This is a genomic window from Burkholderia sp. LS-044, assembly GCF_004803625.1.
Lineage (GTDB): Bacteria > Pseudomonadota > Gammaproteobacteria > Burkholderiales > Burkholderiaceae > Burkholderia > Burkholderia cepacia.
This window is the reverse complement of the sequence record NZ_SSWO01000029.1, coordinates 1-26,207: the sequence shown is the minus strand read 5'-3', so window position 1 is coordinate 26,207 and position 26,207 is coordinate 1. Positions and strand designations below refer to the sequence as shown.

Here is a 26,207-nt window from a genome sequence, read left to right as displayed (position 1 = left end):
GCACCGATGCGATCAACGGTTCGCAACTCTTCGCGACCAATCAGGCCGTGACCTCGCTGTCGACGTCGACTTCGACCGGCATCAGTTCGCTGTCTACCGGCCTGTCGAGCACCAACAGCACGGTTACGTCGCTGTCCACGGGGATCGGGTCGATATCCAGCTCGGTGTCGACGGTCACGAGCAGCATCGCCTCGCTGTCCACGTCGACGTCGACCACGGCGAGTTCGCTGTCGACCGGCGTGAGCTCGCTCTCCACGGGTGTCAGCTCGCTGTCGACGGGGTTGTCCAGCACGAACAGCAGTGTGACGTCGCTGTCGACGTCGACGTCGACCACGGCCAGTTCGCTGTCCACGGGCGTGAGCTCGCTCTCCACGGGTGTCAGCTCGTTGTCGACGGGGCTGTCGAGCACGAACAGCAGCGTGACGTCGCTGTCGACCTCGACCTCGACCACGGCCAGCTCGCTGTCTACCGGCCTGTCGAGCACGAACAGCAGCGTGACCTCGCTGTCGACATCCACGTCGACCACCGCAAGTTCGCTGTCGACCGGGGTGAGTTCGTTGTCCACGGGGCTGTCGAGCGTGACCAGCAACATCACGTCGTTGTCGACTTCGACGTCGACCACGGCGAGTTCGCTGTCGACGGGCCTGTCGAGCACGAATAGCTCGGTGACGTCGCTGTCGACGTCGAGTTCGACGGCAACGAGTTCGTTGTCGACGGCGATCTCGGCGAGCAAGACGCACTACTACAGCGTGAACGACAACGGCACACAGCAGGCCAACTACAACAACGACGGCGCGACGGGCGTGAACGCGCTGGCCGCTGGCACGGGTGCGACGGCGGCGGGTGCGGCGGGCGTGGCGGTCGGCAACAACACGAACGCGGCGGGGCCCAACACGGTGGCGATCGGCTCGGGCGCGACGGCGTCGAACGCGGGCGCAGTGGCGCTGGGCAGCGGTTCGGTGACGGCCGCGGCCAATCCGACGGCCACCGGCACGATCGGCGGCGTCACCTACAGCTACGCAGGCACGACGCCGACGAGCGTGGTGAGCGTGGGCGCGCCGGGCGCGGAGCGTCAGATCACGAACGTGGCAGCGGGCCGCGTGAGTGCGACGAGCACCGATGCGATCAACGGCTCGCAACTCTTCGCGACCAACCAGGCCGTGAACTCGCTCTCGACATCGACCTCGACGGGCATCAGTTCGCTGTCCACCTCGACGTCCACGGCGGTGAGTTCGCTGTCCACCGGACTGTCGAGCACCAACAGCACGGTGACCTCGCTGTCGACGTCGACCTCGAGCGCGGTGAGCTCGCTGTCCACCGGGCTGTCGAGCACCAACAGTTCGCTGACGTCGTTGTCCACGTCCACGTCCACGGGCATCAGTTCCCTGTCCACGGGCATCAGCTCGCTGTCCACGGGCCTGTCGAGCACGAACAGTTCGGTGACGTCGCTGTCGACGTCCAGCTCAACGAGCATCAGCTCGCTGTCCACCGGCCTGTCGAGCACGAACAGTTCGCTGACGTCGCTGTCGACGTCGATCAGCACCATCGGGACCGGCACCGCGTCGCTGTCCACGTCGACCTCGACCACCGCCAGCTCGTTGTCGACCGGCTTGTCGAGCACGAACAGCACGGTTGCGTCGCTGTCGACCTCGACTTCCACGACCGCGAGTTCGCTCTCGACGGGGCTGTCGACCACCAACAGCAATGTGTCGTCGCTGTCCACGTCGACTTCGACCGCGGTGACTTCGCTGTCCACGGCCATCACCAACTCGAAGCCTCACTACGTGAGCATCAACGACAACGGCACGCAGCAGGGCAACTACAACAACGACGGCGCCAGCGGCGTGAACGCGGTGGCCATCGGCACCGGCGCGATGGCGAGCGGCAAGAGCAGCTCGGCACTGGGCGACGGGGCCGCGGCCGCGGGCAATGGCGCAACGGCACTCGGCGCGAAATCCGTGGCGTCCGGCAGTGGTGCGGTGGCGCTGGGTCTGGGCGCGTCGGCAGGCGCGCCGAACTCGGTGGCGCTCGGTGCGGGTTCGATCGCGAACGAGGCCAACACGGTATCGGTCGGCTCGCAGGGTAGCGAACGGCGCATCACCAACGTCGCGCCTGGCGTGAATCCGACCGACGCCGTCAACGTGTCGCAGTTGCAGGGCGTGCAGCAAAGCATCACGAGTATCGCTCGGAAGGCGTATGGCGGTGTGGCGGCGGCCACGGCGCTGTCGATGATCCCGGATGTCGACGCCGGCAAGTCGCTCGCGGTGGGCATCGGCGGAGCGAGCTTCCAGGGTTATGGGGCAACGGCGATTGGCTTTACCGCGCGCATCACGAACAACCTGAAGCTGCGCGGCGGGGTCGGGGCGAGCAGTGCCGGGTATTCGTTCGGCGGTGGTATCAGCTACCAGTGGTAACCCGAGGTCCGGCGGCGGCACGGCTGACGTGTCGCCGCCGGCAAACAACGATGACAGCGGGAGCAAGACAGATGACAAAAAAAGTGGCGGCAACGCTCGTTGCGACGATGGTGCTCGCGGCGTGCTCGACATCGCAGGGGCCGACGTGGAACGGGTATTCGGTGGGGCTGCCCAACGGACAGCGCGCGTTCCGGGTCGACTGTCACGGCATCTTCGAGGGGCAGGGCACCTGCTATTCGAAGGCGGCGGAGATCTGCGGCAATCAACAGGTGCGTCCGATCGAGCAGGTGGCTCCGCTCGCGGACACCGATACCACGCGTGACGTGCGCGTGCTGACGTTCCAGTGCGGGCCGGCTCCGCAACCCGCGCAACCGGCGCCGCAGCCCGTTCCGGTGCCGCCGCCCCCGCCCCCGCCGCCTGCGCCGCCGGCACCGAAGCACGTCACGCTGGCCGGCGATGCGACCTTCGACACCGACAAGGCGACGCTGCGTCCCGACGCGCGCGCCAAGCTCGATGCGCTGATCGACCAGGCGCGCGGCATGACGTTCAACACGGTCACGGTGAACGGCTACACGGATTCGAGAGGGTCGGCCGCTCACAACATGGGGTTGTCGGAGCGACGTGCGCAGTCCGTGGCGCAGTACTTGCACGATCACGGTTTGCAGGCGAAGCGGTTCGAGACGCGCGGCTTTGGCGCGAGCGATCCGGTCGCCACCAACGCAACGGCGGCCGGCAGGGCACAGAACCGCCGTGTGGACATCACGCTGGAGTAAGCGCGAACCTCCAGCGCGATGGTGTCGTCCGCAAGCGGTACGCGGACGTTCGGCGGACCGCTGCCCCCCGAGGCGGTCCGTTCTTTTTTTCCTCGGCGCGGCGCGTGGCGCCGCGCTCGCGTATCGGGACGTCGAGACGAATCACGACAGTCAACTCCACTGAACCTCGGAACAGGATGAAGATCGGAATCTCCGTGCTGACCCATGCCGGACAGAGCATATGGGAGAACGGCCTCGGCCAGAACGTCTGCTACTTCGTGCAGCTGCTGCGCACGCTGCCGTTCGTCACCGGCATCGTGCTGCTCAACTGCGGCGATCAGCCGCGCGTCGCGGCGGAAGCCGAGACACTCGCCGCCGAACTGCCGCTCGTCTCGCCGCGCGATCTGGATGAACCGCCCGACGTGATATTCGAGATGGGCGGCGGTCTCGACGTCGAGTGGCTCGACTACGCGCGCGCTCGCGGATCGAAGGTCGTGTTCTTCTGCTGCGGCCAGCCGTACGTGGGCCTGGTCGAGCCAAGCGTATTCGCGCGCGGCGGCTATTTCACCAAGGCCACGCGGTGCAACGAGATCTGGATTCTCGGCAAGGACCGCGTGCTCGCGCCCATGCTGCGCACGCTGCATCGCTGCCCGGTGTTCGAAGTGCCGTTTCTGTGGGACAGCACGTTTATCGAGCAGCGTGCTGCCGCCATGGGCGCCGCGGGCCTTCGCTTCGGCTACGAACCTCGGCCGACGCGCGGCGACGGCACGCCGCGCGGGCTGCGTGTGGCCGTGTTCGAGCCGAACATCTCCGTCGTGAAGTGCTGCGTGGTGCCGATGCTCGTGTGCGACCGGGCGTTCCGCACCGATGCGGCAACCGTCGCCCGCCTGCATGTACTGAACAGTGTGCAGATGCAGGCGCATCCGTCGTTTGCGTTCCTGCTGCGTTCGCTCGACCTGAATCATCGCGAGCGCGTGCGACTCGACGGCCGCCACGACTTCGTGGGCTTCATGAGCCAGCATGCGGATGCAGTCGTGTCGCACCAGTGGCAGAACGAGCAGAACATCGTGTACCTCGATGCGTTGCATGGCGGGTATCCGCTCGTGCACAACTCGCCGTGGCTGCGTGACGTGGGCTATTACTACCCGGACTCGGATATCGACGCGGGTGCATCGCAACTCGGTCACGTCGCGCGGCATCACGATGCCGACCACGACAGCTACGTGCGGCGCGCACGCGGCTTCCTCGCCACGCTCTCGCCGCGCCGCGCCGCGAACGGTTCGCACTATGCGCGGCAATTGCTTGCATTGACGTCGAATGCCGGCTCGCGGAGGGTGCCATGCTGAACGGCCGGCGCCTCAAGGTGGGCGTGACGATTTTCCTGCGCCGCGGCTTCCAGTCGATCTGGGAGAACGGCATCTTCCAGAACTGCTATTTCCTCGCGACGCTGCTGGCGCATTCGCCGCTCGTGGAAGCCGCGTATCTCGTCAACGGCGGCGACGGCGATCCGGCCGAGGCACGGGACTTCCTTGCCCTCGCACCGGTTCCGGTGATCGACCTGGCGACGGCGCAGCGCTCGCTCGACGTGATCATCGAACTGAGCGCGCAACTGGATCCGGAATGGGGAAGGGCGTTCAGTGCTCGCGGCGGAAAGATCGTCGGCATGCGTGTGGCCAACGATTACGTGATCGACATCGAACGCATGATGTTCGATCGTCCGTCCGGCATGCTGATATCCGGTACGCCCTACGACGCGCTCTGGACCCTGCCGGCCTTCATGCGCACCTGCGGGGCCTATTACGGCAGCGCGTTGCGTGCGCCGGTCGCCGCGATGCAGCACCTGTGGAGCCCGGCGTTGCTCGAGCGTGCGGCGCGCACTCCCGACGGCGGCCGCGCTTTCGGGTACGAGCCGGGACGCGAACGCTGGCGCCTCGCGATCCTCGAGCCGAACATCTGCATGGTCAAGACCTCGCACATTCCGATGCTCGCGGCCGATCTGGCCCACCGTCAGCAGCCCGGCATGATCGAGTACCTGCGCGCTTACAACACCATGGAGCTCAAGGGCGATGCGCAGTTCGTCGGCTTCGCCCGCAGCCTCGATCTCGTCACGCAGGGGCGGGCCACATTCGAGCCGCGCCTGCCGGTCTACGAGATTCTCACGCAGCAGGCCGATGCGATCGTCTCGCACCACTGGGAGAACGCACAGAACTACCTGTACTACGAGGCGCTGCACGGCGGCTACCCGCTCGTGCACAACTCGGCGCTAATGGGCGGGTGCGGGTATCGCTATGACGATTTCGATTGCGAAGGCGCGGCGCTTGCATTGCGCGAGGCATTCGCCGTCCACGATGCGCGGCTTGCCGACTACCGTAGCGCGGCTCGCACCTTTCTCGCGACGCTCGACCCGTTGGCACCGTCGAACGTCGAACGCTACGGCGCCGCCATCGCGGCCCTCTGGCCATGAATACACCAACACCTACGCATACGTGGCCGGGCCGTTGCCTGCCCCGCCTGTATCGCGCCTGACATTCGGGAGAAAACATGAACGGTCCATCCCCGCGCGGGTTGCGCATCGGCATCACGATCGGCCTGCGGGATGCCGCCGAAAGCCTGTGGATCAACGGCATCAAACAGAACGCGCTGTACCTGTGCAAGCTGTTCCAGCACTCGCCGCTGCGGCACCGGGTGGTGCTGGTCAATACGACCGACGTCGCGATCACGACGGCGTTGCCGTGGAACTTGACGCGCTTTCCCGTGCGCAGCTTCGCCGATGCCAAGGACGACCTCGACGTGCTCATCGAACTGGGCGGCCAGATCGACGCTCACCAGACCGAGTACCTGAAGGCGCGCGGCACGAAGCTCGTGAGCTACTGCTGCGGTCCCGAGTACGTGCAGATGATGGAGGCCATGATCTTCTCGCGCAGGATGTGCGACTCGGTGTTCATCAATCAGCGCTACGACGAGGTGTGGGTGATTCCGCAGGTCATGGAAACGAGCGCGGACTTCTTTGCCGTGCTGCGGCGGTGCCGGGCGCGCGAGGTGCCGTTCGTGTGGGATCCGATGTGCCTGGAGATGCGTTCGCGCGAGCTGCCGTTCGCCGGCGAATACCGCCCGCAGCAGGCGCCGATGCGCGTTTCGGTGATGGAAGCCAACATCGACGTGCTGAAGTTCTGCCTGTACCCGCTGCTCATCGTGGAGAGTGCGTACCGCAGCGCCCCGCAGAAGATCGGCTATGTGCACATCACGAACGCGGCGCACCTCGCCCGTACGAGCCCGGAGTTCATCGGCATTGCGCATTACCTCGACCTCGTGCGCGACGGCCGCGTGAGCTTCGTGGATCGGCACGACACGCCGCAGTTTCTGTCGGAACACACCGACGTCGTCGTGTCCCATCAGTGGGGGCTCGCGCTCAATTACTTCTATTTCGATGTGTGCTGGAACGGCTATGCGCTGGTTCACAACGCACATCTGTGCAATGAGGTCGGCTACTTTTATCCGGGTAACGACGTGAGCGAGGGCGCGCGTCAGCTCGCGCAGGCGCTCGCGCATCACAACGAAGACTGGGAGGCCTATCGCTTGCGCCAGCGCCACGCGATTCGCCCGTTTCTTGCCACTCACGAACCGCTGATTGCCCGCTACGACGAACTGCTCGGCGCGCTCTTCGCCGCAGGGTCGGCGCGGGCGGGGGTAAAACTGACCAACTGACGGGGATAAACACGACGATGAGGAATGCTACAAAAAAAACCGAACGCCGACGCCATGGCGTGGTGATTCGAACCGCGGGCATCGTGTTGGTGCTGGCCGCGCAAATGCAGATCGCACACGCCGTTTCGGACGACGTCATTGCGACCGTCAATGGCGTGCCGTTGCATCGCACTGCCATCGACGAAGTACTGAAGTCGGCTGGTCAACAGGACACACCCGCGGCTCGGCAGCAGATTCTGAACGGTCTGGTGGCGCGGGAGCTGATCCGTCAGGCGGCGGAGCGCGACCGGCTCGGCAACACCGAGGTCGTGCGACAAGCCATGCAAAAGGCAAAGGTCGACACGGAGAACCGACTCTACGCGGCACAGCATCTGCAGCAGCGGCCCGTTACCGATGCCGACGTGCGCGAGCGCTATGAGGCCATCGTGAGGGAGGCCGGATCGGACGAATACCAGGTCAGCGTGATGACGCTCGCGGACGAACCCGCGGCGCGGTTTGCACTGATGCGCGTTCGCGCGGGCGAGCCGTTTGCGAAGGTTGCCGCGCAAACGGGCGTCGCGGCGCAGGGCGACGGCACGCCCCGCTGGGTGAGCTTCCGCACGCCCGCGGTGGAGGGGCATACGCAGGGCTTGGCGCTGCCGCTGGCCCAGGTGCTCGCGACGCTGAAGGCGGGTGAGGTGACGCCGGAGCCGATCGCGGCAGCGGGCCGCTACGTCATCGCGCGTCTTGACGCACGGCGACCGACGGCGATTCCGTCGTACGACGCAGTGCGCGAGTCGCTTCGTACCTCGCTCGAGGCGCAGCAACGCGACGACGCGGTCATGGCGCTGGTCGACAGGCTGGCGGCCAAGGCGGTGATTCGCCCGCCGCGTGTGACGGCGTCCGTGGCGCAGTGAGGTGCATCGAGCACGGCGGGCGAGACGGACGCCGCACGGCATCAGGTAGCAGTGGCAGGTATCAGAGAGAACGGTAGGGCAGTGCAGCAAGCGGCACCGGCATGTTGCCGGCGCCGTCAATCATCGACAGGGAGAACGGATATGACGCTCGCGCAATGTGTGGTGTGGTTGGTCGTCGGGGCCATTGCGGGATGGATTGCAGGGCTGATCGTCAAGGGAAGCGGGTTCGGATTTGTGGTCGACATCCTCGTCGGTATCGTCGGCGCGTTCATTGGCGGGTGGCTGGCATCGGTTTTCGGCATCAGTGTCGGCAGCGGCTTTGTCGCTTCGGTGATCGTGGCGATCGGAGGGGCCGTGGTCCTGCTGTTCGTGCTGCGCCTGTTGCGTTGGGCGTAAACGCACGCGATGGCGGTGCCGATGCGAAGGGAGCTCACTCGGACGCGTCGCGGTGCGCTGACGGCCAATCTGACGCTGGGTTTCCTGATGGCGTGGGAAGCCTCGCTGGCCGTCGGGGTGCTGGCATCTCACGTGCCGATCCGTCACGCCGCTTCGCCGATCGGGCGCGCCGTGCTGGCGGGTGCGTTGACCGCCGGCACGCTCTTCGCCGGTCCGCCTCTCGCGCGACGCCTTCTGCACCGCTGGCCGCCACCGGGCGAACTTGGCATTCCGCCGTATCGGCTGTGGTGCGTCCGTCTTGCAGGACTGTTACTTGGACTCGTGGCGGCGCTGACCGCCTAGGTGGCTGATCGGCACACCGTCTGTCTATTGCGTGGAGAGAAAACTCGATGACCTGGCTGAACAAAGTGGAAACGATGATCGCGCGCGGCGAGCTGATCGCCGCGTGGCGGCTGCTCGACGCGCATCGTGTCATGGATTCGAAGCGGCCGCGGGAACTGGTGATCGCCAGCCGCCTGTGGTATTTGCGTGGCCGCCTCGACGAGGCAAGGTACCTGCTTGATCGCGCGCTGGAGGTCGACGCGGCGAACGTCGACGCGCTGACCGAGCGCGGCCGCCTTGCCATTCGCCTCGGCGACGATACCGGCGCGAACGGCTGGTTCCGGCGTGCATGGGACGAGGGTGCGCGCGGCGACGACTGGATGGTGGACTGGATCGACGTGCTGCTGCGGCTCGGTCACCACGACGACGCTCGGGATATCGCGATGGTTCGCTGCGAGCATGCGCCCGAAGAGGCGCATACCTGGTTCCGGCTCGGCCTCGCGCATCAGCAGACCCGTCATCACCTGCAGGCGCTGGACGCCTATCGCCACGCGATGCGGCTCAATCCTCGCCTGCCGATGCTGCGTAACAACATGGGCGCCGCGCACCTCGAACTGCGGCAATACGCTGAAGCAAGGGAACTGCTGGAAGCGGTACTCGCCGAGGATCCCGACCATGCACTTGCCTGGACCAATCTGGCGACCGCGCTGTTGCGGACGGGCGAGATCGACGACAGTCTCGTCGCGGCCGAACGCGCCTGTGCGCTTGCGCCGAACTACGTCACCGCGCTGCAGACCTATTCGTATGTGCTGCGCGAGCTGCAGGCGTTTCCGGCCGCGCTCGCCGTCGCCGAGCGCGCGCTCGCGCTCGACCCGCAGAATGCGTCGCTCGTCTGGACGAGAGCGATGCTGCAACTCATGCTGGGCGACTACGAACAGGGTTGGCGCAGCCATGAGGCGCGCTGGAATGGTTCACCCGAACTACGTGATGTCGTGCCGAACCTGCCTGCGCCGAGGTGGAAAGGCGAGCCGCTGGCCGGCAAGACGCTCTTTGTATGGGGGGAGCAGGGCCACGGCGACGTGCTGCAATTCGCACGTTTCGTGCCGGCCATCGCTGCGCGCGTCGAGCAGGAGGGCGGCACGCTCGTCTACTGTTGCTTCGACAGCATGCACGCGCTGCTCGTGCGCAGTCTGGGCGATTGCGTGCCGACGATCGTCTCCCATGATCAGCGGCCGCTTCCATCGTTCGATTTCCATATGCCGCTCGGCAGCATTCCGTTCGTGCTCGGCATCGGGCTCGCCGATCTGTCAGGCCCGGTGCCGTACCTGAAGGCCGATCGGGAGCAAACCCGTGCCTGGGATACCCGCCTGAAGCGCGACGGCCAACTGCGCGTGGGACTCGTGTGGACGGGCAGTCACGGCCATCAGCGCAACGCCATGCGCTCGGTCGATCCGCTCGCCTATGCCCAGGCATTTGCCGACCTCAAAGACGTGACGTTCGTCAATCTGCAGCTCGGTGCGGCGGCCGACGTGCAGCGTATGCGCGACGCCGGCCTTGAGCTGGTCGACCACACCGAGGAACTGACGTCGTTCGACGATACGGCCGCGCTCGTCGGCAGTCTCGATCTGGTCGTCACGGTGTGTACGTCCGTTGCCCATCTCGCAGGCGGTCTCGGTGTGCCCGTCTGGCTGCTGCTCGATGTGAACCCGCACTGGCCATGGATGAGCGAGCGTACCGACAGCCCGTGGTATCCGACGGCACGGCTTTACCGCCAGCCGGCATATGGACAGTGGTCCCCGGTGCTCGACGCGCTTGCGGGCGACCTCGCCGAGCATGCGCGCGAGCACCGCGAGCACACCGAGATCGCCGACCGGACTGCCGCGTGACGCACTCATGGAAGACGAGCTTTCCGGTCCTGCCGGAACGCAACCGGATGCGTTTCGCTTTCCCGGCCCGCACGTGGAGCAGCGCCATGCACGGCAACGCGACTGGCCGTTCTACCTGAGCCACAGCCAACTGACCCGGCTGCGTCTCTTGCGGGAGGCATGGGGCGACGACGTCGTGATCCAGATCTATGCCGGATGCGTGCGCATTCGCGGCGAGTGTGGCGACTGGCGGTTCACTGACGACAGCGAACTGCGCGCAGAGATCGCGCGGCGCCGGCAACTGTCAACTGCGTCTGGACAGGCGATGCACGTGCGAAGGGGCGGGAAGCGACTGCGGATGTAACTGATATTGAACGGCTGTCGAGATGACGGCCACAAGCACTACGGGGGGTGTGCATTGAAACGGATCAATCTTGCGCAGGCGCTGGAATTGTGCGCCGACGCTACTGTACTGGAACGGATCGCGGACCGAATGGGACTGCCACCGCACGTCGTCGCGCACGTGTTGCGCTGCGCCGGCCCGGTGCTGATCGCGGCGCTCGCGACGCGCGCCGCACATGGGTCCGGGGATACGCAGGCCGTGTTCGACGCGCTGATGTCGCACGACAGCAATGCCCGTATCGGCAGCGAGTGCGCGCATCTCGTCGAGACGACCGCCGGACTCAAGGACTTCGAGCAACAGGGCCACGTGCTCGCGACTCGCGCAACCGACATATCGATGGCGGCATTGAGCGACCACATCGCGGTGCGCACCGGCGTGCCGACGCAGCCGGCAAGTGTGCTCTGTTCCATGGCGGCAGCGATGCTTGCAGGGCTCGTCAAGCATCACGTATTGCTGGAGCAGGGCGACGTCACGCAACTTCCCGGCTTGCTGGCGAGCCAGCTTCCGTCTGTCGCGAGCGGCATGGAGGACGGCGTCGCCACGCTCTTCGGGTATCCGAGTGTTCATGCGTTGACCGACACGATCGCGGTGCGGCTCGCAGCGGTTACGGCGGATTTCCACCCGCGGCAAGTGTCCCCCCGGCATCCGGACGACGAACCGAACGTCGATACGAGCGCGCCGCGTGCGCAGGAGGACGAGGACCACCACCTCGCTGCGGACCATCCACGCGTGCCTGATGCGCCGGCTTCCGAAGGCCGTCCGCTGCGGACCGACCTGGGCGCCGCCCCCACGCCTGGTGTAGATGCCGAAGTCACGGTCGCGCAGCGTGCGAAACGACCGGGTGCGCCAGACTATGCCCGTTTCGTGGCCGGGAAAGTTTATGCGAACGACGTGCACTACATCGGCTCGATGGCGACGCCTGCGTATGCGGCGGCTTCGAATCCAGACGTGTCTCGCCAGACGTCACGGGTCGGGCGACGTGCGCGGCTGTGGGTGCCGGTGCTGATGCTTGTCGTCGCGCTCGTTGCGCTTGCCGTCTGGGCGAAGCGCGAAAGATTGGCCGAGGTCATAGCCATGCTGACGCCGGCTACGTCGGTTTCATCCACGCCCCTTGCAGGAGCGACTGGTGCAATCGGGCGGCCCGCAGACGCAGGCGAGACATCGGCGGCTCGCGCGACTGCGCGAACTGCCCAGGCGACCATGGCTTCCGGTGCGATCACGCCGGAGGCCGCGAGTGCTACTGCCGCCGCCGGGCCTGCCGCCCAAGCGTCGGCCACGGACACGGAAGCGCTTGCGGCCGATACGTGGCTCCTCACGCACACGAACGCCTCGGGCGCGCCTGCCGTCCAGGCCCTGCTCGACAGCGACGATCAGCGTCGGGCCGTGGTGGCCCCGCTGCTGGCGCGCTTCGGCAAGGGGCACTTTTCGGCGTCGCTCAGGGCCGGCGGGAAGGGGGCCGCTGTCTGGCTCGACCACCTCGACGCGCTTTTGCCGTTCATCGCGGTGCCGGGCGCCGAACTCACCGTTGAGCGCCATCGCGTGATGCTCGGCGGTCTTGCGCCGGATAACGCGGAGGGCTGGCGTCAGCGTCTGCAGCAGACGCTCGGGCCGGCGTTCGACGTGCAGGTGTTCGACAAGGCCGCAGCGCTCTCGCGTGCCACCGATTCCTTTCTGCACGCCATGGCCGCGCTGCTTCAGGCCGACTCCATGTGCAACCAGGGGCAGGTGGCCGCTGCACTGAACCGGCAGGTCGTCGATTTCGCCGCCGGCGACGACAGGCTGCCATCGTCCGCGACCGAGAACCTGTCGACGTCCGCCCAGCTGATGACGACATGTGCCGCGCGCAATCAGGCGCCGCGGCTCACGATCGTTGCCCATGCGGACCGCGCGGACGACGGCGAGGGGCTGCTCGCGTTGACGCAGCGGCGCGCCGATGCCATCCGCGGTTTTCTCGTGAAGGCAGGCGTGCCGGCTGCATCCCTGGTCGCGCAGGGAGTCGGCGACGACCGCCCGGTGGCCGGCACACTGACTGCCGCTGGCCGATTTGCCAACCGGCGCGTCGAGTTCGTGCCGCTTTGAGCGTGGGGAGGCTTGTATGCGAAGCGATACTGCAATCGATGTGTCCGACGACTTCACGATACCGGGCGCGATGTCGGTCAAGACATTGCATGAGGCACTCTCGCATGTGCAACGGACCTTCCTTGCGCAACTCGTCGAGCATGCATTGAGTGACGATGCCTTCCTGGTCGCGTTACTGGTCGTGCCATTGCTCGATTTCGGCCAGGGGCGGCCCATTCCCGACATCGACTTGCGTGCGGTCTGCGGCTTCACGGTCAGACGATGGACCGACGCGGTCGATGAACTCGTGCGCCTCGGCGCCCTGCAGCGCTCGCGGCCCTGCCTGCCGGCCCGGCGTATGCCTGCCTTCAGGCTGGGCAGTCAGTTCAGGCCGCGTTATGTTCGAGACGTTCGCGATGGATTGCGCGATGACACGCACGTCTGATGTACCCGGGCAGGCAGGCACTGCGAACCGGCTCTTCGAGGAAGCGGTCGCGGCACATGGTCGCCTGTCGTCGTCCGACGCGGAACGGCTGTACCGGATGGCGCTGCGGCTAGACCCAGGTCATCCGGAAGCCCTGAACAATCTCGGTGCGCTGCGCGAACGCGCGGACGACGCGATCGAAGCGGAACGCTGCTACCGCGCTGCGCTGCAACGCGCACCGGACTACGTCGACGCGCGTTACAACCTTGGGCTGCTTCTCCATGGAAACCGGCAGTTCGCGGAGGCCGAAGATTGCTACCGGCGCGTGATCGCGGCGATGCCCGGGCACGTCGCGGCTCACGTCTATCTCGCCGGTCTGTTGCAGGATACGGATCGTGCAGCCGAGGCCGAATGGTCTTACCGGCACGCGATGTCGCTCGACCCCGGCGACGCGGTCGCGCATCATGGCCTCGGGCTGCTTTTCGTGGCGATCGGTCGGGCCTCGGAGGGCGAAGTCTACCTTCGCGACGCATTGCGCCTCGCCCCGGACCTGAAAGACGCAGCGGGTGCATTGGGCGCGCTGCTGCATCGCCAGCAGCGCTATACGGAAGCCGAAGTGCTCTACAGGCGCGTACTCGAACTCGATCCGGGGTCGGTCAAGGCGCTGAATAACCTCGGCCGGCTGCTGCACGATGCGGGGCGCCTGACCGAAGCCGAACGGTACCTGCGGGAAGCGCTGGCCGCCGCGCCGGAACGGGCCCCCACCGCGTTCAATCTGAGCCTCGTGCTGCTTGCAATGGGCCGCTACGAAGAGGGCTGGGCGCTGTACGAGGCGCGATACGTCGAATCGGCGCACTGGGGTGACGACGCGCACTGTCACGTGCGGCCCGCGCTGCGGTTCCCGGAATGGCGCGGCCAGCCGCTGGCGGGCAAATCGATGGTGGTGTGGGCCGAGCAGGGGCTGGGCGATTGCGTGCAGTTTGCCCGATACCTTCCCGTCTTGAAGGCGCAAGGGGCGTCGAGACTGACGCTCGTCTGCCCGCGCACCCTGTGTCGATTGCTGCAAACGCTCGAGGGCGTCGACGCATGCGTGCCGAACGATGACGCGTCGCATCTGGCCGAACACGACTACGCCTGCATGCTGATGAGCTTGCCGCTGCACGCGGGAACGACGTTCGCGACGCTGCCTGCGGACGTGCCATATCTGCGCGTATCGTATGCTCAAGCGGCACGGTGGCGTCGTCGCATCTCGGCGGGCGGATTCCGGGTGGGCCTCGTCTGGGCGGGCGATCCTCGGCCGGACATGCCGGGCGCCAGCGCGATCGATCGCCGGCGTTCGCTCAGCGCCGCAGCCCTGTTGCCGCTACTGGACGTGCGCGGTGCGACCTTCGTGAGTCTCCAGAAGGGGGAGGCGGCACGCAGTCAGATGGCCGGCATTCCGGCCGGATTGCGTCCGCTCGATCCGATGGCGGAGGTGGACGACTTCGCCGACACCGCAGCCATCATTTCCACGCTCGATATCGTCATCACCGCCGACACGTCCGTCGCCCATGTCGCCGGCGCGCTCGGGAAGCCCGTCTGGATTCTCTGTCGCTTCGATGGCTGCTGGCGATGGCTCGACGGTCGCGACGATTCACCGTGGTACCCGTCGGCAAGGCTATTCCGTCAGGAGACGCCAGGGGATTGGACCCGCGTGATCGAACGCGTGCGCACCGCCCTGCAACGGCAGGTGCTGGCATGACAACCTTTCTCCAACATCACCGGGGCCGTGCTGGCCGTTGCGCAGACGTCGGCATGGCGCGCCCGGCCCATCAGGATCTGCACGACATGGATATCTCTTACGACACCGATGCGCTGTTCCGCGGCGCGCTGCTCGGACTCGTTTGCGGCGCTGCTGCCGTGCCCCTCGCGGGTTACGCGATCGAGTCCCTTACGCGGTTGCCTGCCGATGGATGGAGGCCTGTCGCAGGCGGGTTGGCCTTGGTGACCTCGGTGCTGATTGTGCCGCCCGTCATCGCGCTGATCAGGGCGAAGCGCTCGCCCACGAGGACCTACGACGCAAGCCGGTTGCAGGCAGTCCTTCAGGGGCGGCTCGTGGGTGTCGCGCTCGGGGTGTTGTTCGGCATCTCGTTTCTCGCGAGATGAGGCAGGCAGTCATGGCTTCCGGTCCTCCGCTTCTCGCCAACGCGATCCGGGTGATCTCGCTGCCCACGGCGCATGCGCGCCGTGAAGCATTGATATCCAAGGTGTCCAGTTTCCGGTCCCGCTGGCGCTTTGTCGAAAGATGTCGCAGCAGGGACGTCATCGTTTGTGCCAGGTCAGTCAGCACCAAAATGTAACAATCGAAAATAGATCAATTGATGTTGGATGGAGCTGGAAGGGAGTGCGTGGATACATTCTTGATGAACTGGACAACCAGAACAATTTCCTGAAAGGGCTCACCGTCACATGTCATTCCCCCATCGCCCCGTCGCCTTCATACTCGCAGCCTCGAATCATGGCACGATGATCGTCAATCGCAACGACTACAACGTCGACGCCTCCGGAGGCGTCTACGGTGTCGGGCAGCAGATCCTGCAACAGTCGAGCTATGACGCGAGTGAAGTCGCCTTCGCGCTTGGCCTGCTTAGCCGCCGGCAGCAGTATTTCGGCGATGGTGTCGTGGCGATCGATGGCGGAGCCAACATCGGCGTGCATACGATCGAATGGGCTCGTCACATGCACGGCTGGGGACGCGTGCTCAGTTTCGAAGCGCAGGAGATCATCTACTATGCGCTGGCGGGCAACATCGCTCTCAACAATTGCCTGAATGCACGCGCGAAGCTTGCCGCTCTTGGCGAGCACGACGGCGAATTGATCGTTCCACAACCGGACTATTTCGCGCACGCCAGCTTCGGCAGTCTCGAATTGCGCCAACAAGGGAACACCGAAGATATCGGGCAACGCATTTCGTACGACCCGTCAAACGGAACGCGCGTGCCGATGATCAGCATCGATTCGCTTGGACTCGAACGCGTCGATTTCTTCAAGCTCGACGTCGAAGGGATGGAAGTCGACGTGCTGCGCGGAGCCCGACACACGCTGCAGACGCTCAAGCCGATACTGGCGATCGAAATTATCAAATCGGATCAGGCAGCAATCAAAGGCATGCTCGACGAATTCGGATACTGCTATTTCCCAGCATCGATGAATCTCATCGCTGCTCACACCGATGATCCCGTGCTGCAACACCTGAGCCATCAGGATGGAGTGACCTATCTCAATTGAGGCGCGTGTGGTCTGCTTGCCCGTGCCGAACGACGACGCATGCCGGTTGCAGGCGGTCCTTCAGGGTTGGCTCGTGGGCGTCGCGCTCGACTATGTGTTCCACGACGCCGTCGATGGTCGCACAATCACGTCGTCTGGTGGCTGGACAGGTTGGGGCGTTCGCTATCGCATCTGGCCCGCATCGTTGTGGAGCTCGAGCAGCAAAAGGTCCGATTGCTTTCTCTGAGCGGATACATCGATACGGGCTCGACAACCAGTCGTTTCACCTTTCATATGCTGGCGGCACTCGCCGAATTCGAACGAGGGTTGATCAGCGAACGGACTCGCACGGGAATGGCTGCGGCGCGCCAGCGAGGCAGCAGCATCGGGCGTCCGTCCGGGCTGAGCGCCATACAGCGCGAGCAGGCGCGGGCCCTTCTCGAGACGCAACCGGACGACGTGGTCGCCAAGACGTTCAACATCCGTGAGCGAACGCTGCAACGTCGTTTGAGAAAGTCCGATTCGGGGTAATCGTCCGATTGGTGCGAAATCTGGCGGTACCCACTGGCAGAGGCGCATGCAGCAACGCTTCGCTCTTCGCGAGTCGCTTCGCGAACCCCCATCACCTCATCGCCGCCTGTCCGCAACATTTGAACAACCCGGCGCGCAATGGGGCGGGCAGCCGGAGTCGAGCAACACCTGACCGAGCACGTCGAAGCGTTGTTGTGGGGGCGACTGCGATCACGAGGCGAACGCCTTGCATGCTGCGGCAACGGCGTGCTGCGCATCATCCGGATCGGCTTGGGCGAACTGGCCGATCACGTCGTCCAGGTTGGACGGGCTGACGTTTGGGGCAGCGGTCTCGCGTAATGCAATGTCTGCAGGTTATAGGCAGTTGTTTTTGTTGCATTCCGCTGTGAAGACTCTCTATACTAGAGCCGTCTTCGCAGTATTTTGCGATGCCGATCATGATCCGCAGCATAGCGGAACAGGGAATCCATTTCGAAATCGCCATGTGCCGTCACGCGGCACGATTCGGCTCTCCTCCCGTTTGAAAAAGAAGATGTGATCGCCTCCATGCGGTCGCGGTCTTCGTTCGCGATACGCACGGCTCGTGCGAGTCGCTGACGTCTGTCCATTCGATTCCGAAATGCTTTATATCGGGAAGTCGCGTATTTACTTCGTATTCCTGTTGAAATGGCTGGAAAATAGCTCGCTCGCAAAGCGATTGGTCAGGGGTAGACGGTTCGCATCGTTCGCGCACAGTTCGTCAGACCGCTTGCTAAGTCAAACAAGACCGACATCGTCGACGTAGAGGGCTAGCTGACATGGTTGACCCAACGACGCCTTCCACGGTGGCAATGAGTGCCGCCACAGCACTGCGTGCCGATACCTCGGGCATCCCTCACCTTGCTGTGACAGTCGCGAGCGAGCGGTAACGCGATAGGTTACTGAGCGCGCTCAAAACCAGATTCGGAGATGAACGAGTTGTTGCCGATGCCTCGGTCGTACGCGGCATTCGCACCGATTGGTTTGATCATGTCGATACGTTCTTGAACTGTAATCGGCTCGCGGTGCAGGGTTAGCGCTGCGTGGTTTATTAATCGAACTGGCGGGTGCTGATGCGTTGCTTGCAGCGCGGGGATACGGCGCGGAAATACCCATATCGAACAATTTAACGACCATTGACGATTTGAGAATCGTCGAATTGAATTTTAAGCTCAACCATAAAGCCCGTTAATTAGCGGGCGAATTTTTGCGGACATCCTGTATTGAGGAGATTGATCATGAAGTTGCATATTAGGCGACCTCCTACTGCGGGCGTGGAGGCTGGCGCGGTCGATGCGGCGTATGGGGCGATCGAAGCGCCGGAGTCGGCAGACGCTTTCGCGAGTGCTGCGCAGACTGCTCAGCCACTTCGACCGATGAGCGCAGTATTACCACAAGGCGGTTCTCGGGTAGTTCAGACTGCGGAAATCGCAGAAGTTGAGGCAATGATGACTCGCAATGCCCTGACCAGCCTTCGAACGTTGCAGACGTTTTCTTACGTCGTGGCGCTACTGTTGTACCGCACTGAACCGTCGTATTACATCACGCTTAGCCAGGACGGACGGCTCTGGCGCGCGTTGCATGCGGCGGAATTTGAATCAGCGGAGGTGGCCTTTCGACATTTCGAGGAGCAGGCGGTACGCCTCGCAGACATTGAGTTGCGACGCACGCAGTTGGAAGCACAGAACGAGCACCTGGTCGCGATGATCGAGGAATCGGAAGCGCAGGTGGAGCGGCTTCGCACCGATCTCGACAATCATCTCGAGCAGACGCACCTTGTGAGTAACCGCCAACAGCAAGTTAGGAAGGAGGTGGCTCAACTCGAAGCGCAGCGACTTGCGTCACAGGCGCAGCTAAACAAGACAGTTCGTCTCATTCAACAGCTCCGTACAACTAGCAATGAACGCATTCCTAATTTGACCGTTCGTCGAATAGATATCTGAACATTACGAAGATGCAGTGAACAACCGGATTGGCTACCGGACGATAGCTGGAATATCGCTATTCGTCGTTTGGCTGACTGTAGGGTGCGTCGCTGGTTGGCTGGCGGGCGTGATCATGAATGGTGGAGGATTTGGTCTCGTTATCGGCATGCTGGTTGGAATTGTCGGCGCCGTCATTGGTGGGTGGTATCGACGATGGGCATCAGCCTTGGCGGCCGCATCCCGCCGTCGATCGTTATCGCAGTGATGGGCGCCGTGGTCTTGCTGTTTGTAATTCGACTGATTCGCGACGCCGATTGGGTGCGCTGCGGATTCATTTCGATTCTGCAGCGCGACCGATGCATGAGGGTTCTTGCACGGCGCTACGCCGACAAGGTTGGCAGAAGGATTGCGCTCGGATTTAACGGGCTAACGGAGGACAGATGTCGAGTGAGTCATTACAGACACTGCTGGCGCAACTGTCTGCGCTGGAGGCAAGGATTGCGGTGCGACGCGCGGCAATCCGGAATGATGTCGTAGAGCAGATCGTCAAGCTCATGCGGGAATATGAAATCACCGCGCGAGAGGTTGAAATACTGTTGAGCGTTGAGCAACGCAAGCGTATTCCACCACGATTTTGGGATCCAGATACGGGCGCCACGTGGTCAGGTCGCGGGAAGCGACCGCGTTGGATGCAAGGACGCAATCCGGAGGAGTTTCGGCTTCAACCAGATAGCGATTCAACCGGAGGGGATGTCGAAACGAAAGGGGGATGAGTGCGGTGGATCGCATGGGCCGCCGGTGGCGACACGGTTGCGATGTCGATCCGATGAGATGAGGCACCGTCATCGAATCAATGACAATGAAAAAGGGGGTATTAATGCCGTCGTGTTCGATCAGTCGTGCGGTAGTTCGGTGTGCGGTAATGGATGGAAATTCGATTCGGCGGCGTGAGTTGGCCGATGCACTAGCAAAGTTCGGCTATTTGACTGCCATGCTTGATACGCGAGATGCGCTAGTGGAGTATATGCGCGAGATAGTCGTTGATCTTGTTCTGGTGATGGAACCGACGCTTGACGAGCCGATCGCTCCATGGGTCGAGCAACTCAGAAACGATTCTGCTTTTGCCGAAACACCGTTAACCATCGTCGGAAGAGCGATTGAGAGTGAGATGGTCGCTGCTCTGATGGCTGGAGCAGACGTGTATCTTAACTGGCCGGTCTCGTACGAGCTGATCATTGCCCGACTCGGGGCTCTGCTACGTCGCGTCCGCAGATCTCATCCCGGTTCAAGAAACCAGTCGCATGGTTCTTACATTTTTTTTCCTGGTAGTGACCGAGTCTGTCTCGGCCGGGAACCGGTCCTGTTGACGAGAATGGAGCGTCGCGCCGCGCATTTGCTGTTTTCCCGGTACTTGTGTGTCGTCACATTTGAAGATCTTTGGCGCGCGATGTGGGAGGGCGTTTCGATGCAAGAGCCTCAACGGCACACCGTCTGCGTTCATATCTCACGCTTGCGCAGCAAGCTCAAGTTGAATGGCGAGTATGGTTACCATCTCCTGTCAGTGCGTGGCGAGGGATACAAGCTGGTATCTGCAGGTGAGAGTGTGTTATCTCAAGCTGTCAATTACTGATCGCGCGCGCCGCGCGCATCGACAAATGAGAAGCGTTCATACCGTTCAACGAGCCGGTACATATATGGCGAAACAGAAGATAATGCCGCCCGTACACTGCAGAAGTGTATGCGTGTGCCTTTGAGACCATTTTTCCGCTCACTGAAGAGGAGTGCTGGAGGTGCATACTATGGTTGTGTTCTCAAACGCCAACCTGATCACGCTGAGGCACTCAACAACCTTGGGGTATTCTCGATCGCGATGAGTTCGCCTGACAAGGTCGAAAACGCACGGCTCATTCAGCGCGTGAAACGCACGCCTCGAATTGACATGGGTTGAGGGCCGCGAACACCTGTCCAAACGTGTTGTGCGACGGGATGCCGTTGTGCAGCGGCATGTGGCCGCGCAGCCACTCCAGTTTCTTTTCCACCCAGATCTGAATGGCCGCCTAGCTGTCCGCGTCCGACAGGATTGCGCACACCGCCACTACCAGCATCTCCGACAAGTCATGTGCAGGCGTTCGGCTGCGTGGATCGCGCAACTCGCCGAACGCGTCTTCGATGATCAAGGTTTATGTCTCTTCCGTCCGATGTCTCCGCAAAAAGATAGTTGTAAACGCTTGATGCGCATCGGTTTACTACCTCGCGCGTAACTAATTGATTGGTTAACGTCCCTTCATGTGAGTTGGATGTCTGATTTGACAGTTGTTGAGACGGTTTTGCCATTGTGTAGGGTAGCATTGTCAATGTTTGACTGAAATGGTGGGCGAGCTGGTTTCTCGTTTAACGTAAGAAAAGGCCAGAAATTTCGTTGCGATGGTATCAATAAAATTATCACTTCCCGTGGCCATGATGGGATGATTCTTCATCAATTTGGTACCGGTGATGATGTGATAATTAGATAGTAGCCAGTCGGGATCGTAAGTAATGTCAGCTATTTTTTTGCCGTGGTTTAGCGCGGCAGGCAGGTGCATTGCACTATGTCTGGTCGCAGCACCAGGATTGCTCATTGGTCCGGTATGGGCAGACACAATGCCGGCGTCGCAGGCTGACAGCAGCAACTGGATTCGGCCAGCCGTTGAAGTCCCAATTGTCGATTCGATTAGGGATTCTACTGCCTATGTTCGACAAAAGGCGCTGAGCCTTATAGGCATTCCATATCGTAGGGGAGGGACTTCGCCGAAAAACGGGTTCGATTGCAGCGGGTTTGTTCAATACGTTATGCGCGCTGCGACGGGTGCGCGGATCGGGCGCACTGCTGCGATCCAGGCGACGGAGGGGCTTCCGGTCGAGCAGGGTCAGCTACAGGCTGGGGATCTCGTTTTCTTCAATACACTCGGTCGGAAGTTCTCTCATGTCGGGCTTTACCTCGGGAACGGTGAGTTCGTGCATTCGCCGTCAAAGGGAGGGCGTGTGCGTCTTGAGAGTCTATATAGTCCCTATTGGCAGCGCCATTATGTGGTCGGAGAACGGATGAAGACGTTTAACCAAAATGCGCTGCGTTCAAACGGCGAGTTCGCGGATGGGGAAAATGATGTCAAGGACGGTGTGCCGCCGGATGCTGGAAGCGTGCGGCACAGAATGGAGGATCAAAAGTAGTGGAATGCAGGAATAGAATTAGAATAGGAATCGGCGTTCTGTTTGTGATCGCAGATTTTGCTGATTTGTTGTGCGTAGTTTTAGAACCGATTGTTTCCTCTATTCAATAAGTGACTTCTACCAAACAGAATACACAATGGGCTTGACAATGATCGTCTCGTCGCTCTGATGCGATAAAATGATGGCGATCTGCTTCGATGAGTAATAGTGTTGTGCATTATACGGAAGAGGCCGTGGAGCAAAGAAATCATAAGAAAGGTATAGGGGATGTGAAAGGTTTGACATGGAATTCACCATCCGCCTCTGAACACGCGAATTACTTCGCCAAATTTTATTTGGCCCATCGACAGAAGGTTTGTCTGATCGCTGCGCTGTTGCTGGCGTGGGCGTTTCTTCATGTCGCGCTGTATGTCATCCTTGCATGACCGATTCAAGCTGAATCTGAGAAACTAAGAAACAAGCGATGTTGCCAGCAGCCCTCGATGGCGACATCGACTTCAGGGCTCAAGGGGTCGAATCGCTAGTTGATGCACATGTCGCGTGCACACGAGAGGTACCCGTTCGACTGGACCGGCCAGCCTTCCGTAGACATCTTCGAGCCATAATTTATGGCAACCGAGGAGATCAGTATGAGCGGCAAGCATTACACCGATGAGTTCAAGATCGAAGCGGTCAAGCAAGTCACCGAGCGAGGCCATTCGGTAGCAGATGTGGCCCAGCGTTTAGGCATTACGACGCATAGCCTGCATGCCTGGCGAGCGAAGTTCGATAAGCCGGATGTCGTGCGGCAGGCGGAATTGGACCAGAGTACCGAGGTGAAGCGACTGAAGGCCGAACTCAAGCGGGTGACCGAGGAGCGCGACATCCTAAAAAAGGCCGCGACGGGTTCAACCGGTGAATGCAACACCGATGCTGGCGTTTAGTGCGTTCCCAGGGCCACGGCGCGAGCCAAGGCATGGGCGCACGTAAGCGAGGATGTGATGTTCCAGTCGCCCAGCAGAGGCGCAGGATCGCGCCGTGCCAGGTCATTGGGAGGGGGACTTGCTCATTGGCCTATACCGATCCGCCATCGGGACGTTGGTGAAAAGATCAAGTCGCTTCACCATGCTCGTGCACTTACCTCGGGAGAGCGGCTATGGACTGATTCCGCGCACGAAGAATGGGCCCCCGCTGGCCGGCTACGGAGCTGTCACGATGGCCAACGCGCTCAAGAAGACCGTGACGGACCTGCCTGCCCAGTTGTGGCGATCATTGACTTGGGATGGTGGCAAGGAGTTGTCCGATCACGCCCGCTTCACGATCGAGTTCGGTGTGAAGGTCTTCTTTGCTGACCCGCACAGCCCATGGCAGCGTGGCACGAACGAAAACACGAACGGCCTTCTACGGCAATACTCCCCGAAGGGCACAGACCTGTCTCGGTGGAGCGCTCGAGAGATTCAAGCCGTTGCCAATACATTGAATGCCAGGCCCCGGAAAACGCTTGATTGGAAGACCCTGGCCGAAGCTCTGGACGAGCCCTGAGATCTGTTCAACAATTTAGAGTCGCTAACACAAGTTATCCACGAAGCGTGAGCAGATGACGGTGGCGGCGAGGAAGAGAAGCGCGACATGAATATCGAGTCGGCGCTCGACGCGAATACGAAGTTTGCCGAAACCCGCAATATTGATCCGCAGATGGCTGCCATGGGATGTAGCAATACACAACGTCGTAAGAGGTCTGAATCAAATGCGCAGTCTTTATCTCGACATCTCGGTGCGGCAGACACTCACGCCCGAGATGGCCAGCCAACGCTGCCTTTTTGCCCCGGGGGTGGTCCTTTGTCAAGCGACATCCAGCGGAACGGTGGGTGGCTGCCCCTACGCCGCAGATACGTTGCTGTTGTTGGAACTGGAGAGGGCCCGGCAGGCGAGTGGTGACGAATCGATGATTTTCCTTGCCGACACTTGGAGTCGCTGCCCGGCCGAGCAATGGGTGCCGGCGATGCTGGAAGGGCGTATGGAGGCGAGCCACAACCGCTCACGGACAATAAGATCCGCTTCGTTTGCCTCGTAGCCGTTCTCCAAGATTGAAATGGCCCGAAGAAATCAGGCGGTCGGGACCGCATGCCAGCATCGTGGTGGCTTGTAGGAAGCGTCCCGAATGCAACCGAGCCCGCGAGGGCAATTTTCGCGGCATTTCGGCGGGAAACCGCTCGGTGTCCCTTTGTCGTCAGGGCGTTGCGGCCGATGTTGGATTGCCGCTGAGTCAAACATGGGTAGGATTGTGGGTGGGAGGCTATCTGCAATTGCGGGAGTCTTACCTGGCGGGTTTCCGCGGGCGATGGTTGTAGTCTGCTGCCTTCCGCCACACGGCCCTTCCTGGCTTTTCCGATCTCGTCCGTTGATGTCCTCTAGATCGCTGATTTTAAAGCGGTTTGTGGGTAACGACGTGCTTGCGACTACCGTTTACGTCCCGCACAATTTCCTCACGAAGTATGGGTAGCGATGTGGGTTTGTGGGTATGGAGGGCAACATGGCGGGACGACAGTTGCATCGACTCAGCGCTCTGCGGGTCGCAAAAGAAGTAGCTCCGGGTCATTACGCGGATGGCGGCGGCCTCTACATGCAGATCGCGAACAGTGGTGCGCGTTCATGGGTGTTCCGGTTCAAACTGAACGGGCGCATGCGGGAGATGGGGCTTGGTCCGCTCTCGCGGGTCTCTTTGGGCGAGGCGCGCAAGCTGGCCGCCGGGTACCGTGACATGGTCAGGGACCTGATCGATCCCATCCTGGCGCGACGTGAGCAGCAGCGAAGGCAACTGCTCGACATATCGCCGGCCTCCAACGTGACGTTTCGTGAAGCAACTGAAGCGTTTATCCGTGCGCACGAATCTCAGTGGCGAAATCGCGAGCATGTCCAGCAGTGGGAGAACACGCTCAAGACTTACTCGTATCCGGTGATCGGTGACGTCCGGGTGCGTGACATTGACACCGCGATGATCGTGCGAATCCTTCAGCCGATCTGGACGAAGAAGGCAGAGACTGCGCGCCGTGTGCGTGGCCGCATCAAGGCGATTCTCGACGCAGAGACGGTGCTGGGTCACCGTGTCGGCGGCAACCCGGCACGATATGTTGACCATTTGCAACTCGTGTTGCCGCGGTCGAAGAAACGCTCGCAGGTGAACCATCACCCTGCACTACCCTGGGAGGACTTGCCTGCGTTTATCCGCGAGCTTGAGCAACGTCCGCGGCGTGCTGCGCGTATGTTGCATCTGCTCATCCTCACGGCGAACGTCGCGCCGAACTTGAGCAGCAGTTCGAGACTATCGCGTTGCCGGTTGATGTCGTCGGCAGCCTTGGCGCCGAGTCCGCATTCGCGGCCTTCGAAGAGGAGCGCAAGCAGATACAAGCTGGCATCGATGCCGTGGTTCTCACCATCGATGCGCTTGAGACTAAGATGAACGAGCTTCGCTCGCTCAAACGAACGAAGGCAATCCTTACGGATTTCCGCGAGCACTATGCAGCCAGTCGTATTGCATTGCAATTGCACCCCGTGCCGACCAAGAACATGCAACTGGCGTCGCGTCCTTCGCTTTCGGGCAGCGGCGGCCCGCGGTCCATACTGGCTTATTACGCCGCCATCTGGCGTACCGTGCAGGGAAAGTCGGGTACGTACGACGTCCCGGTGGTTATTGATTCTCCCAACCAGCAGGCTCAAGACGATCTCAACCTTCCGGCCGTTCTAAGCTTCATCGCGAAGGATCTGCCTACCGGCATGCAGCTCATCGTCGGCCTAGAGACGCCAACCAACTTCTCTTTCGACCGCGAAGTGATCCTCACGCAGAAGTATGGGATGCTCATCGAGACAGACTGGGAGGCCACTCTGGCACTAGTGACGCCGCTCCTTAGAAAGATGTACGACGCAACCTTGGCACAGAGCCGTAAGCACCCGGTAAAGGCACCGAGGCTCGGGAGGTGCCGCTGATCAAGCCACGGCGAGCGTCCAGCGATGCGGAAGCAGCGACGCGATGTCGTTGGCACGATGCGTGGGCAGTCGGGTGAGCACGT

28 protein-coding genes and 4 pseudogenes are annotated in these 26,207 nt (G+C 62.2%); 26 read left to right on the top strand and 6 right to left on the bottom strand.

All coding sequences use genetic code 11. The features are described 5' to 3' along the window. Window positions 1–40: 40 nt before the first annotated feature. From E9536_RS42365 to E9536_RS42350, 3 genes are all read right to left on the bottom strand, one after another. Window positions 41–733, bottom strand: a complete 693-nt coding sequence (locus E9536_RS42365) for a hypothetical protein (protein WP_247873569.1) — start codon at window positions 731–733, stop codon at window positions 41–43. Window positions 734–778: 45 nt separating this feature from the next. Beyond that, the gene (locus E9536_RS42360) at window positions 779–1,009 is read right to left on the bottom strand and encodes a hypothetical protein (RefSeq protein ID WP_247873568.1); all 231 of its coding nucleotides are present in this window, start codon (window positions 1,007–1,009) and stop codon (window positions 779–781) included. Between the two features lie 63 nt (window positions 1,010–1,072). Beyond that, a complete protein-coding gene (locus E9536_RS42350) occupies window positions 1,073–1,762 on the bottom strand; it encodes a hypothetical protein (RefSeq protein WP_247873587.1) in 690 nt (229 codons plus the stop codon). Here E9536_RS42350 and E9536_RS42345 point away from each other — a divergent pair. From E9536_RS42345 to E9536_RS39245, 20 genes and pseudogenes are all read left to right on the top strand, one after another. Further along, complete coding sequence (locus E9536_RS42345; protein ID WP_247873582.1) at window positions 1,740–2,414, top strand: YadA-like family protein; 675 nt, start codon at window positions 1,740–1,742, stop codon at window positions 2,412–2,414. The two genes, E9536_RS42350 and E9536_RS42345, sit on opposite strands and share 23 nt — an antisense overlap. A gap of 71 nt (window positions 2,415–2,485) precedes the next feature. Continuing rightward, window positions 2,486–3,187, top strand: coding sequence for an OmpA family protein (locus E9536_RS39335; protein ID WP_168799630.1), 702 nt, complete (start codon window positions 2,486–2,488; stop codon window positions 3,185–3,187). 176 nt (window positions 3,188–3,363) lie between these two features. Beyond that, window positions 3,364–4,512, top strand: a complete 1,149-nt coding sequence (locus tag E9536_RS39330; protein ID WP_136472949.1) for a DUF2827 family protein — start codon at window positions 3,364–3,366, stop codon at window positions 4,510–4,512. Beyond that, entirely contained in the window at window positions 4,506–5,630 is a 1,125-nt protein-coding gene (locus tag E9536_RS39325; protein WP_136472947.1) for a DUF2827 domain-containing protein, read from the top strand. Before E9536_RS39330 ends, E9536_RS39325 begins: the two co-directional genes overlap by 7 nt. 77 nt (window positions 5,631–5,707) lie before the next feature. Beyond that, entirely contained in the window at window positions 5,708–6,871 is a 1,164-nt protein-coding gene (locus E9536_RS39320) for a DUF2827 domain-containing protein (RefSeq protein WP_136472945.1), read from the top strand. 59 nt (window positions 6,872–6,930) lie between these two features. Further along, window positions 6,931–7,767 (top strand): peptidylprolyl isomerase, encoded by an 837-nt coding sequence (locus tag E9536_RS39315; protein ID WP_247873567.1) that lies wholly within the window; start codon window positions 6,931–6,933, stop codon window positions 7,765–7,767. Between the two features lie 141 nt (window positions 7,768–7,908). Then, complete coding sequence (locus E9536_RS39310; RefSeq protein ID WP_136472941.1) at window positions 7,909–8,163, top strand: GlsB/YeaQ/YmgE family stress response membrane protein; 255 nt, start codon at window positions 7,909–7,911, stop codon at window positions 8,161–8,163. Window positions 8,164–8,184: 21 nt separating this feature from the next. Further along, a complete protein-coding gene (locus E9536_RS39305) occupies window positions 8,185–8,505 on the top strand; it encodes a hypothetical protein (protein WP_136472939.1) in 321 nt (106 codons plus the stop codon). 47 nt (window positions 8,506–8,552) lie between these two features. Beyond that, a complete protein-coding gene (locus tag E9536_RS39300; protein WP_136472937.1) occupies window positions 8,553–10,370 on the top strand; it encodes a tetratricopeptide repeat protein in 1,818 nt (605 codons plus the stop codon). A 7-nt stretch (window positions 10,371–10,377) separates the two neighbouring features. Beyond that, complete coding sequence (locus tag E9536_RS39295) at window positions 10,378–10,713, top strand: hypothetical protein (RefSeq protein ID WP_136472935.1); 336 nt, start codon at window positions 10,378–10,380, stop codon at window positions 10,711–10,713. Window positions 10,714–10,767: 54 nt separating this feature from the next. Then, entirely contained in the window at window positions 10,768–12,831 is a 2,064-nt protein-coding gene (locus E9536_RS39290) for an OmpA family protein (RefSeq protein WP_136472933.1), read from the top strand. A 16-nt stretch (window positions 12,832–12,847) separates the two neighbouring features. After that, window positions 12,848–13,255: a hypothetical protein gene (locus E9536_RS39285; protein WP_136472931.1), complete on the top strand. Its 408-nt coding sequence runs from the start codon at window positions 12,848–12,850 to the stop codon at window positions 13,253–13,255. Further along, the gene (locus E9536_RS39280) at window positions 13,209–14,975 is read left to right on the top strand and encodes a tetratricopeptide repeat protein (protein ID WP_247873566.1); all 1,767 of its coding nucleotides are present in this window, start codon (window positions 13,209–13,211) and stop codon (window positions 14,973–14,975) included. Before E9536_RS39285 ends, E9536_RS39280 begins: the two co-directional genes overlap by 47 nt. Next, the gene (locus E9536_RS39275) at window positions 14,972–15,379 is read left to right on the top strand and encodes a hypothetical protein (protein WP_136472927.1); all 408 of its coding nucleotides are present in this window, start codon (window positions 14,972–14,974) and stop codon (window positions 15,377–15,379) included. Before E9536_RS39280 ends, E9536_RS39275 begins: the two co-directional genes overlap by 4 nt. Window positions 15,380–15,682: 303 nt before the next feature. Continuing rightward, on the top strand, window positions 15,683–16,501 hold the full coding sequence (locus E9536_RS39270; RefSeq protein ID WP_136472925.1) for an FkbM family methyltransferase: 819 nt from the start codon (window positions 15,683–15,685) through the stop codon (window positions 16,499–16,501). Between the two features lie 186 nt (window positions 16,502–16,687). Then, entirely contained in the window at window positions 16,688–17,011 is a 324-nt protein-coding gene (locus tag E9536_RS42340; RefSeq protein ID WP_247873565.1) for a recombinase family protein, read from the top strand. A gap of 1,256 nt (window positions 17,012–18,267) precedes the next feature. Continuing rightward, the gene (locus tag E9536_RS39260; protein WP_136472921.1) at window positions 18,268–18,972 is read left to right on the top strand and encodes a DUF2968 domain-containing protein; all 705 of its coding nucleotides are present in this window, start codon (window positions 18,268–18,270) and stop codon (window positions 18,970–18,972) included. Window positions 18,973–19,087: 115 nt separating this feature from the next. Next, window positions 19,088–19,266 (top strand): annotated as a pseudogene (locus tag E9536_RS42335) (GlsB/YeaQ/YmgE family stress response membrane protein); the annotation flags it as partial. Window positions 19,267–19,394: 128 nt separating this feature from the next. After that, a complete protein-coding gene (locus E9536_RS39250; protein WP_136472919.1) occupies window positions 19,395–19,727 on the top strand; it encodes an H-NS histone family protein in 333 nt (110 codons plus the stop codon). Window positions 19,728–19,876: 149 nt separating this feature from the next. Continuing rightward, entirely contained in the window at window positions 19,877–20,584 is a 708-nt protein-coding gene (locus tag E9536_RS39245; protein ID WP_168799628.1) for a response regulator transcription factor, read from the top strand. Window positions 20,585–20,858: 274 nt separating this feature from the next. Here the strand turns inward: E9536_RS39245 and E9536_RS42330 are convergent, their stop codons facing one another. After that, window positions 20,859–20,993, bottom strand: a complete 135-nt coding sequence (locus E9536_RS42330) for a transposase family protein (RefSeq protein WP_247873564.1) — start codon at window positions 20,991–20,993, stop codon at window positions 20,859–20,861. A 312-nt stretch (window positions 20,994–21,305) separates the two neighbouring features. Continuing rightward, entirely contained in the window at window positions 21,306–21,623 is a 318-nt protein-coding gene (locus tag E9536_RS41730) for a hypothetical protein (protein ID WP_168799625.1), read from the bottom strand. Between the two features lie 412 nt (window positions 21,624–22,035). Between E9536_RS41730 and E9536_RS42615 the strand changes: the two genes are divergently transcribed. From E9536_RS42615 to E9536_RS39220, 4 genes and pseudogenes are all read left to right on the top strand, one after another. Continuing rightward, window positions 22,036–22,161, top strand: coding sequence for a hypothetical protein (locus E9536_RS42615; protein ID WP_282186961.1), 126 nt, complete (start codon window positions 22,036–22,038; stop codon window positions 22,159–22,161). Between the two features lie 197 nt (window positions 22,162–22,358). Then, window positions 22,359–22,586: a hypothetical protein gene (locus tag E9536_RS39230; protein ID WP_136472911.1), complete on the top strand. Its 228-nt coding sequence runs from the start codon at window positions 22,359–22,361 to the stop codon at window positions 22,584–22,586. 204 nt (window positions 22,587–22,790) lie between these two features. Further along, a pseudogene (locus E9536_RS39225) lies at window positions 22,791–23,036 on the top strand (transposase); the annotation flags it as partial. A 51-nt stretch (window positions 23,037–23,087) separates the two neighbouring features. Continuing rightward, window positions 23,088–23,741, top strand: a pseudogene (locus E9536_RS39220) (IS30 family transposase); the annotation flags it as partial. Here E9536_RS39220 and E9536_RS41955 read toward each other — a convergent pair. Next, window positions 23,707–23,823, bottom strand: a pseudogene (locus E9536_RS41955) (IS5/IS1182 family transposase); the annotation flags it as partial. The pseudogenes E9536_RS39220 and E9536_RS41955 overlap by 35 nt on opposite strands. Before the next feature lie 850 nt (window positions 23,824–24,673). Here E9536_RS41955 and E9536_RS39205 point away from each other — a divergent pair. Next, window positions 24,674–25,600: an integrase arm-type DNA-binding domain-containing protein gene (locus tag E9536_RS39205; RefSeq protein ID WP_247873563.1), complete on the top strand. Its 927-nt coding sequence runs from the start codon at window positions 24,674–24,676 to the stop codon at window positions 25,598–25,600. Then, entirely contained in the window at window positions 25,597–26,124 is a 528-nt protein-coding gene (locus E9536_RS39200) for a hypothetical protein (protein ID WP_168799626.1), read from the top strand. The genes E9536_RS39205 and E9536_RS39200 overlap by 4 nt, the downstream gene beginning before the upstream one ends. Window positions 26,125–26,207 lie beyond the last annotated feature (83 nt).

Coding starts and splice junctions, on each gene's coding strand:
- E9536_RS42350 (WP_247873587.1), bottom strand. CDS start 1,762: ATGGCCGTGGACAGCGAAGTCACCGCGGTCGAAGTCGACGTGGACAGC.
- E9536_RS39335 (WP_168799630.1), top strand. CDS start 2,486: ATGACAAAAAAAGTGGCGGCAACGCTCGTTGCGACGATGGTGCTCGCG.
- E9536_RS39330 (WP_136472949.1), top strand. CDS start 3,364: ATGAAGATCGGAATCTCCGTGCTGACCCATGCCGGACAGAGCATATGG.
- E9536_RS39325 (WP_136472947.1), top strand. CDS start 4,506: ATGCTGAACGGCCGGCGCCTCAAGGTGGGCGTGACGATTTTCCTGCGC.
- E9536_RS39320 (WP_136472945.1), top strand. CDS start 5,708: ATGAACGGTCCATCCCCGCGCGGGTTGCGCATCGGCATCACGATCGGC.
- E9536_RS39310 (WP_136472941.1), top strand. CDS start 7,909: ATGACGCTCGCGCAATGTGTGGTGTGGTTGGTCGTCGGGGCCATTGCG.
- E9536_RS39305 (WP_136472939.1), top strand. CDS start 8,185: ATGCGAAGGGAGCTCACTCGGACGCGTCGCGGTGCGCTGACGGCCAAT.
- E9536_RS39300 (WP_136472937.1), top strand. CDS start 8,553: ATGACCTGGCTGAACAAAGTGGAAACGATGATCGCGCGCGGCGAGCTG.
- E9536_RS39295 (WP_136472935.1), top strand. CDS start 10,378: ATGGAAGACGAGCTTTCCGGTCCTGCCGGAACGCAACCGGATGCGTTT.
- E9536_RS39285 (WP_136472931.1), top strand. CDS start 12,848: ATGCGAAGCGATACTGCAATCGATGTGTCCGACGACTTCACGATACCG.
- E9536_RS39280 (WP_247873566.1), top strand. CDS start 13,209: ATGTTCGAGACGTTCGCGATGGATTGCGCGATGACACGCACGTCTGAT.
- E9536_RS39275 (WP_136472927.1), top strand. CDS start 14,972: ATGACAACCTTTCTCCAACATCACCGGGGCCGTGCTGGCCGTTGCGCA.
- E9536_RS39270 (WP_136472925.1), top strand. CDS start 15,683: ATGTCATTCCCCCATCGCCCCGTCGCCTTCATACTCGCAGCCTCGAAT.
- E9536_RS39260 (WP_136472921.1), top strand. CDS start 18,268: ATGAAGTTGCATATTAGGCGACCTCCTACTGCGGGCGTGGAGGCTGGC.
- E9536_RS39250 (WP_136472919.1), top strand. CDS start 19,395: ATGTCGAGTGAGTCATTACAGACACTGCTGGCGCAACTGTCTGCGCTG.
- E9536_RS39245 (WP_168799628.1), top strand. CDS start 19,877: ATGGATGGAAATTCGATTCGGCGGCGTGAGTTGGCCGATGCACTAGCA.
- E9536_RS42615 (WP_282186961.1), top strand. CDS start 22,036: ATGAAGACGTTTAACCAAAATGCGCTGCGTTCAAACGGCGAGTTCGCG.
- E9536_RS39230 (WP_136472911.1), top strand. CDS start 22,359: ATGAGTAATAGTGTTGTGCATTATACGGAAGAGGCCGTGGAGCAAAGA.
- E9536_RS39205 (WP_247873563.1), top strand. CDS start 24,674: ATGGCGGGACGACAGTTGCATCGACTCAGCGCTCTGCGGGTCGCAAAA.
- E9536_RS39200 (WP_168799626.1), top strand. CDS start 25,597: ATGAACGAGCTTCGCTCGCTCAAACGAACGAAGGCAATCCTTACGGAT.